Raw genomic sequence first — 13,441 nt, 5'->3', positions numbered from 1 at the left:
AGTATGGTCGCTCACTCGCCGCGCCACACGGGCTGGCGCTCGCCGTAGGTCAGGGTCCGCCAGCACCACTCGACCGGACCGAAGCGGAAGAATCGGAGCCACAGGACCGACAGCGCGATCTGGACGGCCCAGATCACGACGACCACGCCCAGCAGTTCGACGCGGTCGAGCCGCCCGAACAGCCCCAGCCCGTGGCCGTAGAAGATCGACGTGGCGAGGACCGTCTGGAACAGGTAGTTCGTAAAGGCGGTGCGCCCGACGGCCGCCAGCGTCCGGGTGACGATCCCCGTCGGTCGCCAACGCGTGTACAGCGTCACCGCACCGACGTAGCCACCGGCCACGAGCAGGCTCCCCCAGTGGTTGAACTGCCGCCAGTACATCGCGGCGTCGGCCGACCAGTCGTTGGCCTCGATGTACCAGACGCCGGCCAGCACGACCAGGAGGCCGACGACGCCGACGGCGACGAGCCGGCGGTAAAACTGCGTCGAGCGCTCGCCGGTCAGCACGCCCCAGCGATAGAGGGCCATCCCCAGGAACATCGAGCCGCCGGCACGCCACAGCGTCGACCCGACGAAGCCGGAGGTCTGTCGCCGAAACGCCGTCGGGACGCGGTGGTCCATCTGGGCCAGCCATCCCGAGCGGTAGGTGGCGACCTCCTGCTGGAGGGTCGCCGCCGGGGGCTGCCACTGCTGGGCGATCACCGACGGCCCCTGAGCGATGGCGGCGAACAGCTCGGTGGCGAACGGTGCCAGCAAGAAGAGCACGCCGAGGCGGGCGAGTACCGCCGGCTCGCGGTTGCGAAAGGAGACGAGCAAGAGCCCACAGAAGGCGTAAGCGACCAGCACGTCGCCGTACCACAGGAGGTAGGCGTGGCCGAGCCCGGCGAGGAGGAGCCAGCCGATCCGGCGGTAGTACAGCCCCATCGCCGCCTCGCCGTCCCGGCGCTTGCTGTCGGTAAACAGCAGGATGCCCGCGCCAAACAGCGCCGAGAACAGCGTGATGAACTTCGACTTCGCGAAGACGTGGGCGGCCAGCCACGCCCAGTAGTTCGCGCCGGTGAGGTCGCCGTAGGTCTGGGGGTTGAGCAGCACCGACTCGGGCATCGCGAACACCCAGACGTTGATGAGGAGGATGCCCAGCACCGCCAGCCCGCGGATGGCGTCGAGGCTCACGATCCGGTCCGATGGCGGCGTGGGCGTGGCAGCGTCGCTCATCGCTTCGCCCCCGTAAGCTCGAACCGCTGACCGTCGACCGCGACGTCGTCGCGAAAGGCCTGTTCGGGCGGAACGAAGTGGGCGGTGTGGACGATCCGATACCGGTCGGCGGCGAGGTCCTCGGCCAGCGCGCGGGCACCGGTCAGAGTCATGTGTTTGGTCCCGAACGTCCGTGGTCGGCCGGCGTCGTCGTAGTGATCGCCGCCGGCCGGGTGGTGCGAGCAGAGGTCGTCGTGGACGATCCCCTCGACGAGCGCGAGGTCCGCGCCCCGTAACACGTCGCGGGCGTCCTCGTCGATTGCGTAGCTCGTGTCGCCCGAGACTGCGAGGCTCGCGCCGCTGTCGGGATCGTCGACGCGGAGGCCGTACGAGACGAGCGGCGGGTGGACGACCGGCACCAGCGTCACCTCGAAGCCCGCCGCCTCGAAGCGCCGGAACGGCGTCCGTCCGTGGACGGAGATCCGGTCGAGGTAGTGATAGCGGTCCCGGATCGTCCCGGCGACGCTCGTGTCGGTCTGGGGGTCTGTCTCGTCGGCGGCGTACACTGGCAGCGAGTCGACCAGCCGGTAGACGTTGCCCAGCCCGTCGAGGTGATCGAAGTGGACGTGCGTGACCACCGCCGCGTCCGGCAGCGGGACCGACTCGCGGAGGAACTGCTGGCGGAAGTCGGGACTGAAGTCGATCAGGAGCGATTCGCCGCTCGCGCGTTCGACGTGGACCGAAAAGCGAGTCCGTTCGACGCCGCGGTCGCGGGCGCGTTCGCAGGTGGCACAGTCACACCCGACCGTCGGCGTCCCCGTCGTGTCCCCCGTTCCCAGCAGCGTGACCTGCATCGTCTCCGGATGGGTCCCTCGCGGACAAAGGCGTGGCGGTCAGTGGTCGTGATCGTGGTGGTCGTGGCCGCCGTCAGACGCCGCTTCGGAGTCCTCGTCGGTCCCCGAGATGTCGCCGCCAGCGACCAGCGCGTCGTGGTCGCCCTCGATCATGTCCATGTTCTTGAGGTTGTCCCGTTCCTCGAAGTCGGTGACGGCGTCCCGGAGGTCCTGCTGGGTGAGCGTCGTCCGCTCTTCGGTCAGTGCTTCCAGTACCGCCTCGCGGAGGACGAGCCGGAGGTCACTGCCGGTCAGGCCCTCGGTGATCTCGGCCAGCTCGTCGGGCTCGAAGTCGACGATCTCCATCTCCTGGGTGACCACCCGGAGGATGTCCGAACGCATCCCTCGGTCGGGCTTGGGGAAGTTGACGATCTCGTCGAAGCGCCGCCAGGCCGCGGCGTCGAGCTGGTCGGGGTGGTTGGTCGCGCCGATCAGGAGCACGTCGTCCTGGATGAGGCTGACCTCGTCGATGGACTTCAGGAGCGTGTTGACCGCGCGCTTGATCGCCGCGTGCTCGTCCGAGGAGCGGGTCTTGGCGACGAAGTCGAACTCGTCCATAAAGAGGATACACGGCGAGAGTCGCTTTGCCACCTCGAAGGTCTTCTCGACGTTCTTTGCCGTCTCGCCGAGATACTGGGAGGTGATCATCGACAGCTTCACCTCGACGAAGGGGAGGTCCAGATCCTGTGCGAGCGCGCGGGCGACGCTGGTCTTGCCCGTGCCCGGCGGCCCGACAAAGAGGAGCTTCCCGATCTCGCGCAGCCCGATCTGGGCCAGGTAGTCGCGGTGCTCGATTGCCTTGACGATCTTGTGGATCTCGGCCTCCTGATCGGGCGTGAGGACGAGCTGGTCCATCGTCATGTCGACTTCCTCGGGTGCCCGGACCTCGACGAGGTCGAGCATCCCCTCCTCTTCTTCCTCCTCGTCGAAGGCCTCGTCCAGCAAGGCGTCGATCAGCGCCCGGTCGGCGCGGGCGGGCCGGTTCTGCTGGCGCGCGCTCTCGTAGTCGACCCCGTCGACGCGGTCCTCGAAGGCCGCGGCCATGACCGGGTTGCGCTGGAGGCGCTCGGCGTCGGTGCGCTTCTCGTACCACTCCTCGGCCATCTCCCGGTCGGTAAAGGAGATCGCGCCGGAGAACTCGTCGCGGTCGGTAAACATCAGTTCCGAGACGGCTTCCCAGGGTCGTTCGATGCCGGTGGCGGTCGTGGCCGCGCTACTCGTCGGCGTCAGCGGCCGCTCGATCTCCCCGTCGGTCCAGAACGCGGCCCGGTACCCCGGCGGGAGATCGTCGGGTTCCAGATCACGCTGTTCGGTGTAGATCTTCGTCGTCAGCAAGAACTCGACGATATCTAGCTCCGGATCACTCATTCCCAGCCACGTACGCCGGGCACGGGGATAAGTGAATCGAACCGGGGCGTCCGTGGGAGGGTCTCGCGGGGTAAACGGACGACACCGGCCTCCGAGTTTGTGAGATTTTAACACGGCTGCGCTCCACGGTGGGTGTATGACACGGACACCAGTCGTCGTCGACGCGGTACGGACGCCCCAGGGCAAAGAAGACGGCGTGTACGCCGACACGCGAAGCGAGGACCTCTCGGTCCCGCTGATCAACCAGATGCTCGCGAGCACGGGCGTCGAGTCCGCGCAGGTCGACGACCTCGTGTGGGGCTGTGCCCAGCAGCGCGACGAACAGGGCAACAACCTCGCCCGCGTGATCGCGCTGCTCTCGGACCTCGGCGAGTCGGTGCCGGGGACGACGGTCAACCGCTGGTGTGCCTCCTCGGCACAGGCGATCACGACCGCCGCAGACGCCATCGCCGCCGGACAACGCGAGTGTGTGATCGCCGGGGGCGTCGAGTCGATGTCCCGGGTCAAGATGGGCGAGAACACGCACAACGTCCACCCGAAGCTCGCCGAGCTGTACAACATCGGCGAGCTACAGATGGGGATGACCGCCGAGAAGGTCGCCGACGAGTACGACGTCGCCCGCCAGGAACAGGACGAGTACGCCCTGCGGAGCCAGCAACGCGCCGCCGAGGCAACCGAGTCCGGGCGGTTCGACGACGAGATCGTCCCGATCGAGACCGACGACGGCCCCGTCGACGCCGACGAGGGCATTCGCCCCGACACCACGCTGGAGAAGCTGGGCGAACTCCCGACCGTCTTCAAGTCCGACGGCTCCATCACGCCCGGCAACGCCTCGCAGGTCTCGGACGGCGCTGCCGGCCTCATGATCACTTCGGAGGCCTTCGCCGAGGAACACGGGCTCGACGTGCTGGCGGAAGTCGGCGACCACTCGGTGGCCGGCGTCGACCCGACGGTCATGGGCATCGGTCCGGTCCCGGCCGTCGAGTCGCTGTGTGAGCGGACCGGTCGCGATCCCGAGGAGTACGATCTGGTCGAACTCAACGAGGCCTTCGCCAGCCAGACGCTGTACTGCCAGCGCGAACTGGGCTTCGACGACGACATCTTCAACGTCAACGGCGGGGCCATCGCGATCGGCCACCCACTGGGAGCGAGCGGCGCGCGCCTGCCCGTGACGCTGATCCACGAGATGAACAAACGCGACGCCGAACTCGGGCTGGCGACCGAGTGTGTCGGCTTCGGGCAAGGCCAGGCCATCGAGTTCCGCCTGCCCCAGTAGCCCCAGCGTCCGGCGAGCGAAGCGAGCCGGTTCGCCGAACCGAGCGCAGCGAGGGTCGGTTTTTTCGCCCACGTTTTTCGAGGAGTGGTGCGCGAGCGAAGCGAGCCGGTCCGTGACAGACCACAGAACGCCAGTTTCGGGGCGTTCTCGCAGGTTTATCCGTTCGGCGACGCTGGGAGTGGTATGGAAATCGGAGCGATGTTCGAACAGATCCCGTTCGCCGCGGAGCTGGGTATCGAATTCGACGAGGTGGCGGACGGTCACGCCGAGGGCCGCCTGCCGCTGCGCGAAGAACACTCCTCGAACCCCGGCGGACAGATCGCCCACGGCGGCGTCACGTTCTCGCTGGCCGACACCGTCGGCGGCGCGGCCGTCGTCTCGAAGTCCGAGTCCGTCTCGCCGACGATCGACATGCGGATCGACTACCTCGCGCCAGCGACCGCAGATTTGCGGGCCGTCGCCGACGTGGTCCGGTCGGGTGCGAGCGTGGCGACCGTCGACATCGAGGTGTACGACGCCGACGACCACCACGTGGCCAGCGCCCGCGGCGTCTACAAGACCGGCGGACAGGGCGAGGCGACCCCCTGGACCGACGGCACCGACGTAGAGCCAGCCAACGGCGACGAAGGACAGCAGTCCGAGGAATGACGCATGTCGCCCTCCGGGACGGGAGAGAAAAGCTTGCGGGGGAGACAGCCAGTAGCGTCAGTTCCAATACAAGTGCGAGCGCGAAGGGACGCACTTCGTGGCGGTCAACCCGAGCGGGACGACCAAGGAGTGCACTTCGTGCGGCGTTTCGACGGAGAAGCCGCTGTGGGTACGTGAACAGTCCTGTCCTGCCTGCGGGTTTGAGGCGGACAGGGACGCGAATGCGGTCGTCAGACTACGTCTGACGGGCAGCAAAATCGCGCAGCGATTTTGCGACGGCGTGGAACATTCTGTCTCGCGGTCTCGAAGACGTAGGAGTCGGATACTCCGAATCAACGCCTGTGGAGACTGCGCTCCCTACGGACACCGATTCGGTGTCTGCAAAGCGCGTCGTGGAAGCAGGAAGCCCGACCCTCAAGGAGCGAACCGCGCAAGCGGTGAGCGAGTAGGGGAGGGTAGTTCACTGATGTCTCTGTGTTCAACGGCGACTGAACACAGGACGACGGCAGAAAACGTCGTCAAGCGGTCTTCGAATCGACCATCTGCATCCCCTCACGAACGGATTCGCGACGGCCCAGCAGCGTGATCATGTCGCCTTTCTCGATGACGAAGTCGGCCGTGGGCACCTTCGTCTCGCCGTCGCGGGTGACCAGCGCGATCAGGCAGGCCTCGGGCAGCAGGGAGCCGACCTCGTTGATCGGTTTCCCGACGAACTCCCCGCCACAGACCTCGACTTCCTGGACGTCGCCCTCGTGGCCGATGTCGGACATCCAGTTGGCGATCGCCGGGCGTTCGATCTGGTTGTCCATCGCCCAGGCCGTCGCCATCGACGAGGAGATGGTCCGAACGCCCAGATCCTCGAACGCCTCGACGTTGTCGGGGTTGTTGGCCCGTGCGATGACGTTCTCCACGTCGAACTTCGAGGACGCCAATTGTGACACGAGCAGGTTCACGTCGTCGTCACCGGTGGCGGCGGCGACGATCTTGGCGTTGTCGGCCCCGGCGGCACGTAACGTGTCCGTGTCGGCTCCGTCGCCGTACTCGACGGTGTAGCCGGCGTTTCGCGCCGATTCGACGACTGCTTGATTCTTCTCGATGATGACGATGTTCTCGCCGCGGTCTTCGAGGCGTTCGGCGAGCGACCGGCCCACCTTACCGCCTCCAACGATGATGACTCGCATTGGTATCACGTCCAGGTATTCTGCGATGTAGCGCGCGAGGCCACCTTCGAAGATGGCCGTCAGCAGGATCGCGAGGAAGACGACCCCCAGCAGGAGACTGGCCTCCTCTGGGAGCCCTTCGGATCGGAGTTGCACGGCAAACAGCGTCGCGACCGACGCGGGAATGATCCCGCGGGGACCGACGAGACTCATGAACGTCCGCTCCTGTAGCGTGAAGCGGTCGCCGACGGTCGAGATGAAGATCAGGAGCGGGCGCAAGACGAGCGCGATGATCACGACGACGGCGACGCCCGCGAGACCGACCGTCTGGAGCGTGGAAAATTCGAGCAGGGCCGCGAGAGTGATGAAGACGAACGAGAGGACGATGAGCGTGATGTCGCCCTTGAAGTCCTCGATGTCTTCCTCGTAGGGGATGTCGGCGTTGCCAAGCAGGAAGCCGGCCGTCGCGACGGCGGCGACGCCGGCCTCGCTGGCGAGTGAGTTCGCCGAGGCGTAGGCGACCAGCGCCCCCGCGAGGACGAGCAGTCGGGCGTTGCGCGGTGCGTCGCCGGGCGCGAGATCCACGTACCGGACGAGGTAGTACAGCACACCGGCGACGACGACCCCGAAAAAGAGGCCGATCCCGAGTCGTCCCGCGAACCCTTGCAGGAGCCCCTCGAAGCTGTCTGCGGGGTTGACGATCTCGAAGAAGACGACGGCCAGAATGGCGGCGCTCACGTCGTTGACGATCCCCTCGGTCTCCAGCGTGGCCGCGACCCGGTCGCGCACCGGCACGATGTCGAGGATCGGCGTGACGACGGTCGGGCCGGTGGCGGTCAACAGTGCGCCGATAGTCAGCGACAGCGCCCAGGAGGCTCCCAATGCGAAGTGGACCGCGATAGCGGTACCCAGCAGCGCGATGAGCGCACCGATCGTGACGACGCGCAGCGCCGCCGCCGGGGCTTCGCGGATGCGGCCGACCCTGAGGTGAAACGCCCCCTCGAAGACGATGATCGCGACCGAGAGGCCGACGATCGCCGGCAGCGCGTCACCGAACGACGCCGGATCGATGATCCGACCACCGAGGAAGGGGAGGTAGCCGGAGAGATACCCCGAGATCGGTCCGAGCAAGAGTCCGGCACCGATGTAGAAGATGATAGTCGGGATCTGGAGTCGGTCGGCGAGCAACTGAGCGAGGACGCCGATCGCAGTGATCCCCGCGACGAGGAGTATCAGTTCAGTAGCCGCCATCTACAGGAACGCACGGAGTCGGCGCGTATAAACGCACTCACTCGTCGGCAGTATCACCTCGGCCACTGTCGGTCGATTCCGCACTCTCCTCGCGGCGGTCCAGATACGTCAGGACGCCACGGACGTTCATCGCGACTTCGGCCCGTGCCTTGTGGTCGCTCCAGACGGCGGGCGTCTCGACGGTCTCGACGAAGTGGTCGACGACCGCCTCGTCGTCGGCGTCAGCGCGTGCGGTCTCGACGGCCTCGACCCACGTTTCGAGGGTCGTGGCGTACTCGTCGAGACGGTCGTCGGTCCGGGCCGGGCCGTAGTGTGCGTAGCAGAGCCACGTCCGATCGAGGTCGGCGAGCATCGCCACGTCGTCGAGGGCACCGTCGAGATCGAAGTTCGGCGGCGGACTCGTCACGTGGACCTCGTCGGTCGAGGGCGTGTAGATCCCGGCCGCGTCGGCGGTGAAGACGGCGTCCAGTTCGGGCGCGTCGAAGACGACCTGGTGGGGTGCGTGGCCGGGCGCGTGACGGGCGCGGAGGCGGTAGTCGCCGAGGTCGATCGCGTCGCCGTCGGTCAGTGTCTCGATACGGGATTCGGGGACCGGCGTCGGCTCGGTGTAGTACTCGATCTGGTCGCCGACGGCCTGTTTCGTGCCGGCCCAGAGGCGAGCGGGATCGACGAGGTGGCGCGCTCCCGACTCGTGGACGAACACGGTCGCGTTCGGACATGCCTCCACGAGGGGGCCCGCGCCGCCAGCGTGATCGAGGTGGACGTGCGTGAGCGCGATTACGTCGAGTGCCTCCGGTGCGAGGTCGGCCGCGTCGAGGAGATCGAGGACCCGCTCGACGTTGGTGCCCAGACCCGTGTCCACCAGCGCCGGTCGGTCGCCGTCGACGAGGTAGACGGAGCCGTACTCCTCGACATCGTACATGCCGGTGTCGACGTACCAGCAGTCGTCGTGGACCGCTCGTGCTCGAACGACGTCGCCGATTGCCATACTACGAGTGGGGAGCGGCGACGCGTTAAAGCCACCGCCACTTTGGTATATGCCAAAACAACTGTTTTTGAGGAGGGTCTGCACGGGACTAGTAGATGGCAGACAACAGTCCGACATCCGGAACAGAACTGAGTACGAGCGGATCGACCGCCTGGCCCGAGCGAACGTCGAACGACGAGTGGTGGCCCGAGCGGCTGAGCCTGGAGATTCTCGACCAGAACGTCCGCGACGCGGACCCGCTTGGCGAAGAGTTCGACTACGCCGAGGAGTTCCAGAAGCTCGATCTCGAAGCAGTGAAAGCGGACATCGAGGACGTACTCACGGACTCGAAAGACTGGTGGCCGGCCGACTACGGCCACTACGGACCGTTCATGATTCGGATGGCCTGGCACAGCGCCGGGACCTATCGCGCCTACGACGGCCGCGGCGGCGCGGCCGGTGGCCGCCAGCGGTTCGCCCCGATCAACAGCTGGCCCGACAACGCAAACCTCGACAAGGCCCGACGCCTGCTGTGGCCCGTCAAGCAGAAGTACGGCAAGCGCCTCTCGTGGTCCGACCTGATCGTCCTGGCGGGCAACGTCGCCATCGAGTCGATGGGCTTCAAGACCTTCGGCTTCGGCGGCGGCCGCGAGGACGCCTTCGACACCGACAAGGCGGTCAACTGGGGTCCCGAGGAGGAGATGGAGACCAACGAACGCTTCGACGAGCCCGGTGAGATTCAGGAGGGACTCGGTGCCTCCGTCATGGGGCTCATCTACGTGAATCCGGAAGGTCCCGACGGCAACCCCGACCCCGAGGCGTCGGCCAAGAACATCCGCCAGACGTTCTCGCGGATGGCGATGACCGACAAGCAGACCGCGGCACTCATCGCCGGTGGCCACACGTTCGGGAAGGTCCACGGCGAGGGCGATCCGGACGAGAACCTCGGTCCCGAGCCCGAGGCCGCCCCGATCGAGCAGATGGGGCTCGGCTGGCAGCACGAGGGGGCAACGAAGGGCGCGATGATTACCAGCGGGATCGAGGGCCCCTGGACGCAGGACCCGACCTGGTGGGACATGGGCTACGTCGACAACCTGCTGGACTACGAGTGGGAACCGGAGCGCGGTCCCGGCGGAGCCTGGCAGTGGACGCCCAAAGACGAGGAGCTGAAAAACTCCGCGCAGGACGCGACGGACGAAGACGAGCGCGTCACGCCGATGATGCTCACGACCGACATCGCGCTCAAGCGCGACCCCGACTACCGGGAGATCATGGAGGAGTTCCAGGAGAGCCCCATGGAGTTCGGGATGGCCTTCGCGAAGGCCTGGTACAAGCTGACCCACCGCGACATGGGTCCGCCCGAGCGGCTCCTCGGTCCGGAAGTGCCCGACGAGACGATGATCTGGCAGGACCCGATCCCGGAGGTCGATCACGAGCTGATCGGGGACGCCGAGATCGCCGACCTCAAGGGAGAGATCCTCGACTCGGACCTCTCGACCGCCCAGCTGGTCAAGACCGCCTGGGCGTCGGCCTCGACCTACCGCGACAGCGACAAGCGCGGCGGCGCGAACGGTGCCCGACTCCGTCTCGAACCCCAGCGTAGCTGGGCGGTCAACCAGCCCGAGGAACTCGAAACGATCCTCGAAACCTACGAAGAGATCCAGACCGAGTTCAACGAGGGCCGATCCGACGACGTGCGCGTCTCGCTGGCCGACCTGATCGTCCTCGGTGGCAACGCGGCCGTCGAGGAAGCCGCAGCCGCGGCCGGCTACGAGGTCGACGTGCCGTTCGAGCCCGGCCGGACCGACGCCACCGCCGAACAGACTGACGCCGACTCCTTCGAGGCGCTGAAGCCGAAGGTCGACGGCTTCCGCAACTACATTCAGGACGGCCTCGAACAGCCGGCCGAGACGCTGCTGGTCGACAAGGCGGATCTCCTGAACCTGGGTCCCGACGAGATGACCGCGCTGGTCGGCGGCATGCGCACGCTCGGCGCGACCTACGACGGCTCCGATCTGGGCGTCTTCACCGACGAACCGGGGACGCTGGACAACGACTTCTTCGCGAACCTGCTCAGCATGGACACCGAGTGGGAAGCAGCCAGCGAGGGCACCCAGATCTACGAGGGGTACGACCGCGACACGGGCGAGCACAAGTGGACGGGCACCCGCGCAGATCTGATCTTCGGGTCCCAGTCCCGGCTCCGGGCGATCTCGGAAGTGTACGCGGCCGACGACGGCGAGGAACAGCTCGTCGAGGACTTCGTCGGCGCGTGGACGAAGGTCATGCGGGCCGACCGCTTCGACCTCGAATAGCGTCCCGTCTGTGCCTGCCCGCTGAAAGGCGCGGGCCGGAGCACGACCGGGCAGACGACGCCCGCTTTTTGCAGTCGCCGGGAACGCTGGAGCGACACACGGAGTTCGTTTCACGACAGGTCGCTGGCAGAACTCATACTACCGGCAGTATCACTGCAGGCGGTAGGACTATGTGTCGGTATCACATGGAGTGCAGTGGATCGCTATGCAACCGTGCCACAACTGCCAGGCGGCTATCGACGAGTACCTCTTGGACAAACACCTCGAACCCCTGCGCGAGCTGACGGTCGACGACTTCAACCTCTGTGTCGACTGTACGACAGTGGTCGAGGACGCGTGCGTGGAGTGTGGCGGCGCGGTCTACGTTCCGAGAAGCGAGTCCACGGTGCCGGACTACTGTCCGGCGTGTCGGTCCGAGCACATCGCGGAGACCGGCGAAGATCCCGGCTGGACGGTCGACGCCCAGTCGAAACGCGTCTAGGGCCGAGCGCCCCGTTTTGCCGTCGAATCGACCGCCGTACTGCGGCCGTCCCGTCGATCCCGGAGCGGCGAGACCGGTCACAGACGACAGCCGGCGGTCTCACTCGACCGCGTCCAGTAAGATCGACTCGAACTGCTCGACCAGCGTCGAGTAGTGGCCCGCGTCGACGACGGTCACACTGCGCGGAGTTGCGGAACGAACGGTGCCTGCCGATGCCAAAGATCAAATCGTTCGCGCGTGGACTGCCAGTGAATGGCCGGTTCGTACTGGTACCCCTCTGTCGAAGACGTGCTCGCGATCCACGAGGACATCGTCGACGAGTACGACGACACCAGCCCGGGCGTCAAGAACGAGGGAGACATCGAGTTCGCGCTCGACTACGTCGAACACGGCAACTTCGGGACGGTTCCGGAGACACTCCACGCGAAAGCGTATCATCTCACTCGACTCCTGGTCGCCAACCACCCGTTCGTGGACGGCAACAAACGGACTGCCCTCAACACGACCGTCGTGTTCTACTTCCTGAACGGTTACCGGTTCGCGTACGACGACGAGATCAGAACGATCTTGCGAGATTTCGGGACCGACGCTGAGACAGTCGACGAGGACGCGGTCACCGAATATCTTCGAACGAACACCGCACCGATCGATCTGGCAGGTGAAATCAGTCAGTGGCGCGAGGAACTCGTTCGGTACGGGGTCGGCGAGTTGACGACCGACCGATCGAATCCGAACGATTAACGGCTCTCGGGAGACAGATTCAACTATGGCGACAGACGAATCGTCCGAGGCGGATTCGCCGCTCGACGACGTGATGGCGGACATCCGTCGCGAGTTGGTTCGGCGCGTTGCCACGGCAGACCGGGACGAACACCGGGACATCTACGACGCGCTCGAACACGAGTAGGCCGAAATCGGCCAGTTCGAGAACACTATCTTCTCGCATCCAGTAAGATCGACTCGAACTGCTCGACCAGCGTCGAGTAGTGGCCCGCGTCGACGACGGTCACGTCGGTGTCGGGCAGTCGGCTGGCGACGGCCTGCGCGACCCGGAGCGGGACTCGCTCGTCCTGGCGGCCGTGCCACAGCGACAGCTTGCGGGCGCAGTCGGCGGGGTCGAACCCCCAGGGCTCGCCCAGCATCGGGAACTCGTGGGCCGGCCCGCGTCCGCCCTGAGCGAACGCCTCGGCGGCGTCGGCGACGACGACGGTGCCGTCGGGGGCGGCAAACAGCTCGCGGTCGGCGTCGGACGCGCCACTCTCGATGGTCTCGCGAAACCGCCCGAGCCAGTTGCGCGCCAGCCAGCCCGTCAGGCCGAATACCCCACGCGAAAAGCCCGGGATCCACTGTGTCGCGGCCGTCAGCCGACGGTTCGATGCCGTGGCGTACTGCCGGGTCTCCGGCGGACCGGGACTGCTGACGAGGACGGCCCGCTCGACGCGGTCGAGTTCGTGGGCGCAGGCCGCCGCGTGGGGTCCACCAGCCGAGAAACCGACGACGGAGAAGGTGTCGAGATCGAGCATCTTGGCCAGCGTCCGCACGTCGTCGGCCCAGTCCAGCAGGTCCCGGTCGGGCCGGAAGTCGGACGCGCCGAACCCCGGCCGATCCGGCGCGATCAGGCGGGCGTCGTGGTGCTGGGCCGTCTCGTCGAACAGCGACCACAGCAGCCGGGAACCGGGGTTGCCGTGGAGACACACCACCGGCCGCCCGTCGGCGCGGCCGTACTCCTCGTAGGCCAGTCGCCGCCCGTCGCCGACGACGACCGTCTCCGGCTCGGTCATTAGCGGCTGTTCTTGTCGGTCGGTCTTATAGGCGGGCGGTCCTAGCAGCCGCGTTCAGTCTTGCCATCGTTCGGATCGCTACGCAGACGACCACCGCGGACGGCCACT

At 66.6% G+C, this 13,441-nt stretch carries 12 protein-coding genes and 1 pseudogene; 7 read left to right on the top strand and 6 right to left on the bottom strand.

The genetic code is table 11. The features are described 5' to 3' along the window. Positions 1 to 11: 11 nt before the first annotated feature. Genes IL252_RS08000 through IL252_RS07990 form a run of 3 tightly spaced genes read right to left on the bottom strand, consistent with a single transcriptional unit; the run spans position 12 to position 3,454 of the window. Positions 12 to 1,214, bottom strand: coding sequence for a DUF418 domain-containing protein (locus IL252_RS08000; protein ID WP_208627580.1), 1,203 nt, complete (start codon positions 1,212 to 1,214; stop codon positions 12 to 14). Then, positions 1,211 to 2,047, bottom strand: a complete 837-nt coding sequence (locus IL252_RS07995) for an MBL fold metallo-hydrolase (RefSeq protein ID WP_153554807.1) — start codon at positions 2,045 to 2,047, stop codon at positions 1,211 to 1,213. The genes IL252_RS08000 and IL252_RS07995 overlap by 4 nt, the downstream gene beginning before the upstream one ends. A gap of 39 nt (positions 2,048 to 2,086) precedes the next feature. Next, positions 2,087 to 3,454 (bottom strand): ATP-binding protein, encoded by a 1,368-nt coding sequence (locus IL252_RS07990; protein ID WP_153554808.1) that lies wholly within the window; start codon positions 3,452 to 3,454, stop codon positions 2,087 to 2,089. Between the two features lie 136 nt (positions 3,455 to 3,590). Here IL252_RS07990 and IL252_RS07985 point away from each other — a divergent pair, with 136 nt between their 5' ends. From IL252_RS07985 to IL252_RS07975, 3 genes and pseudogenes are all read left to right on the top strand, one after another. Further along, positions 3,591 to 4,730: a thiolase family protein gene (locus IL252_RS07985; protein WP_153554809.1), complete on the top strand. Its 1,140-nt coding sequence runs from the start codon at positions 3,591 to 3,593 to the stop codon at positions 4,728 to 4,730. A gap of 183 nt (positions 4,731 to 4,913) precedes the next feature. After that, positions 4,914 to 5,378, top strand: coding sequence for a PaaI family thioesterase (locus IL252_RS07980; RefSeq protein WP_208627579.1), 465 nt, complete (start codon positions 4,914 to 4,916; stop codon positions 5,376 to 5,378). Between the two features lie 64 nt (positions 5,379 to 5,442). Continuing rightward, positions 5,443 to 5,827: pseudogene (locus tag IL252_RS07975) on the top strand (zinc ribbon domain-containing protein); the annotation flags it as partial. A 69-nt stretch (positions 5,828 to 5,896) separates the two neighbouring features. Here IL252_RS07975 and IL252_RS07970 read toward each other — a convergent pair. Together IL252_RS07970 and IL252_RS07965 are read right to left on the bottom strand one after the other, a co-directional pair. Then, positions 5,897 to 7,789 (bottom strand): cation:proton antiporter, encoded by a 1,893-nt coding sequence (locus tag IL252_RS07970; RefSeq protein WP_208627578.1) that lies wholly within the window; start codon positions 7,787 to 7,789, stop codon positions 5,897 to 5,899. 37 nt (positions 7,790 to 7,826) lie between these two features. Further along, a complete protein-coding gene (locus IL252_RS07965) occupies positions 7,827 to 8,777 on the bottom strand; it encodes an MBL fold metallo-hydrolase (RefSeq protein ID WP_208627577.1) in 951 nt (316 codons plus the stop codon). Positions 8,778 to 8,872: 95 nt separating this feature from the next. Between IL252_RS07965 and katG the strand changes: the two genes are divergently transcribed. The 4 genes from katG (at position 8,873) to IL252_RS07945 (ending at position 12,459) form a co-directional block, all read left to right on the top strand. Further along, the gene (gene katG / locus IL252_RS07960) at positions 8,873 to 11,071 is read left to right on the top strand and encodes a catalase/peroxidase HPI (protein ID WP_208627576.1); all 2,199 of its coding nucleotides are present in this window, start codon (positions 8,873 to 8,875) and stop codon (positions 11,069 to 11,071) included. Between the two features lie 205 nt (positions 11,072 to 11,276). Then, the gene (locus IL252_RS07955) at positions 11,277 to 11,552 is read left to right on the top strand and encodes a hypothetical protein (protein WP_015761721.1); all 276 of its coding nucleotides are present in this window, start codon (positions 11,277 to 11,279) and stop codon (positions 11,550 to 11,552) included. A gap of 252 nt (positions 11,553 to 11,804) precedes the next feature. Continuing rightward, on the top strand, positions 11,805 to 12,293 hold the full coding sequence (locus tag IL252_RS07950; RefSeq protein ID WP_208627575.1) for a type II toxin-antitoxin system death-on-curing family toxin: 489 nt from the start codon (positions 11,805 to 11,807) through the stop codon (positions 12,291 to 12,293). 25 nt (positions 12,294 to 12,318) lie between these two features. Further along, a complete protein-coding gene (locus IL252_RS07945) occupies positions 12,319 to 12,459 on the top strand; it encodes a hypothetical protein (RefSeq protein ID WP_170093125.1) in 141 nt (46 codons plus the stop codon). Between the two features lie 25 nt (positions 12,460 to 12,484). On the opposite strand, the gene IL252_RS07940 is transcribed toward IL252_RS07945, so the two are convergent. Next, positions 12,485 to 13,333, bottom strand: a complete 849-nt coding sequence (locus IL252_RS07940) for an alpha/beta fold hydrolase (protein ID WP_208627574.1) — start codon at positions 13,331 to 13,333, stop codon at positions 12,485 to 12,487. Between the last annotated feature and the right edge of the window lie 108 nt (positions 13,334 to 13,441).

Origin of the sequence: Halomicrobium sp. IBSBa (genome assembly GCF_017612575.1) — an archaeon.
GTDB lineage: Archaea > Halobacteriota > Halobacteria > Halobacteriales > Haloarculaceae > Halomicrobium.
This window is presented reverse-complemented; position numbering and strand designations above follow the sequence as displayed.

What these genes read in the sequence shown, in the direction of transcription:
- IL252_RS08000 (WP_208627580.1), bottom strand. Translation starts at nt 1,214, where the DNA reads ATGAGCGACGCTGCCACGCCCACGCCGCCATCGGACCGGATCGTGAGC.
- IL252_RS07945 (WP_170093125.1), top strand. Translation starts at nt 12,319, where the DNA reads ATGGCGACAGACGAATCGTCCGAGGCGGATTCGCCGCTCGACGACGTG.
- IL252_RS07965 (WP_208627577.1), bottom strand. Translation starts at nt 8,777, where the DNA reads ATGGCAATCGGCGACGTCGTTCGAGCACGAGCGGTCCACGACGACTGC.
- katG (WP_208627576.1), top strand. Translation starts at nt 8,873, where the DNA reads ATGGCAGACAACAGTCCGACATCCGGAACAGAACTGAGTACGAGCGGA.
- IL252_RS07985 (WP_153554809.1), top strand. Translation starts at nt 3,591, where the DNA reads ATGACACGGACACCAGTCGTCGTCGACGCGGTACGGACGCCCCAGGGC.
- IL252_RS07950 (WP_208627575.1), top strand. Translation starts at nt 11,805, where the DNA reads ATGGCCGGTTCGTACTGGTACCCCTCTGTCGAAGACGTGCTCGCGATC.
- IL252_RS07970 (WP_208627578.1), bottom strand. Translation starts at nt 7,789, where the DNA reads ATGGCGGCTACTGAACTGATACTCCTCGTCGCGGGGATCACTGCGATC.
- IL252_RS07940 (WP_208627574.1), bottom strand. Translation starts at nt 13,333, where the DNA reads ATGACCGAGCCGGAGACGGTCGTCGTCGGCGACGGGCGGCGACTGGCC.
- IL252_RS07955 (WP_015761721.1), top strand. Translation starts at nt 11,277, where the DNA reads ATGCAACCGTGCCACAACTGCCAGGCGGCTATCGACGAGTACCTCTTG.
- IL252_RS07990 (WP_153554808.1), bottom strand. Translation starts at nt 3,454, where the DNA reads ATGAGTGATCCGGAGCTAGATATCGTCGAGTTCTTGCTGACGACGAAG.
- IL252_RS07995 (WP_153554807.1), bottom strand. Translation starts at nt 2,047, where the DNA reads ATGCAGGTCACGCTGCTGGGAACGGGGGACACGACGGGGACGCCGACG.
- IL252_RS07980 (WP_208627579.1), top strand. Translation starts at nt 4,914, where the DNA reads ATGGAAATCGGAGCGATGTTCGAACAGATCCCGTTCGCCGCGGAGCTG.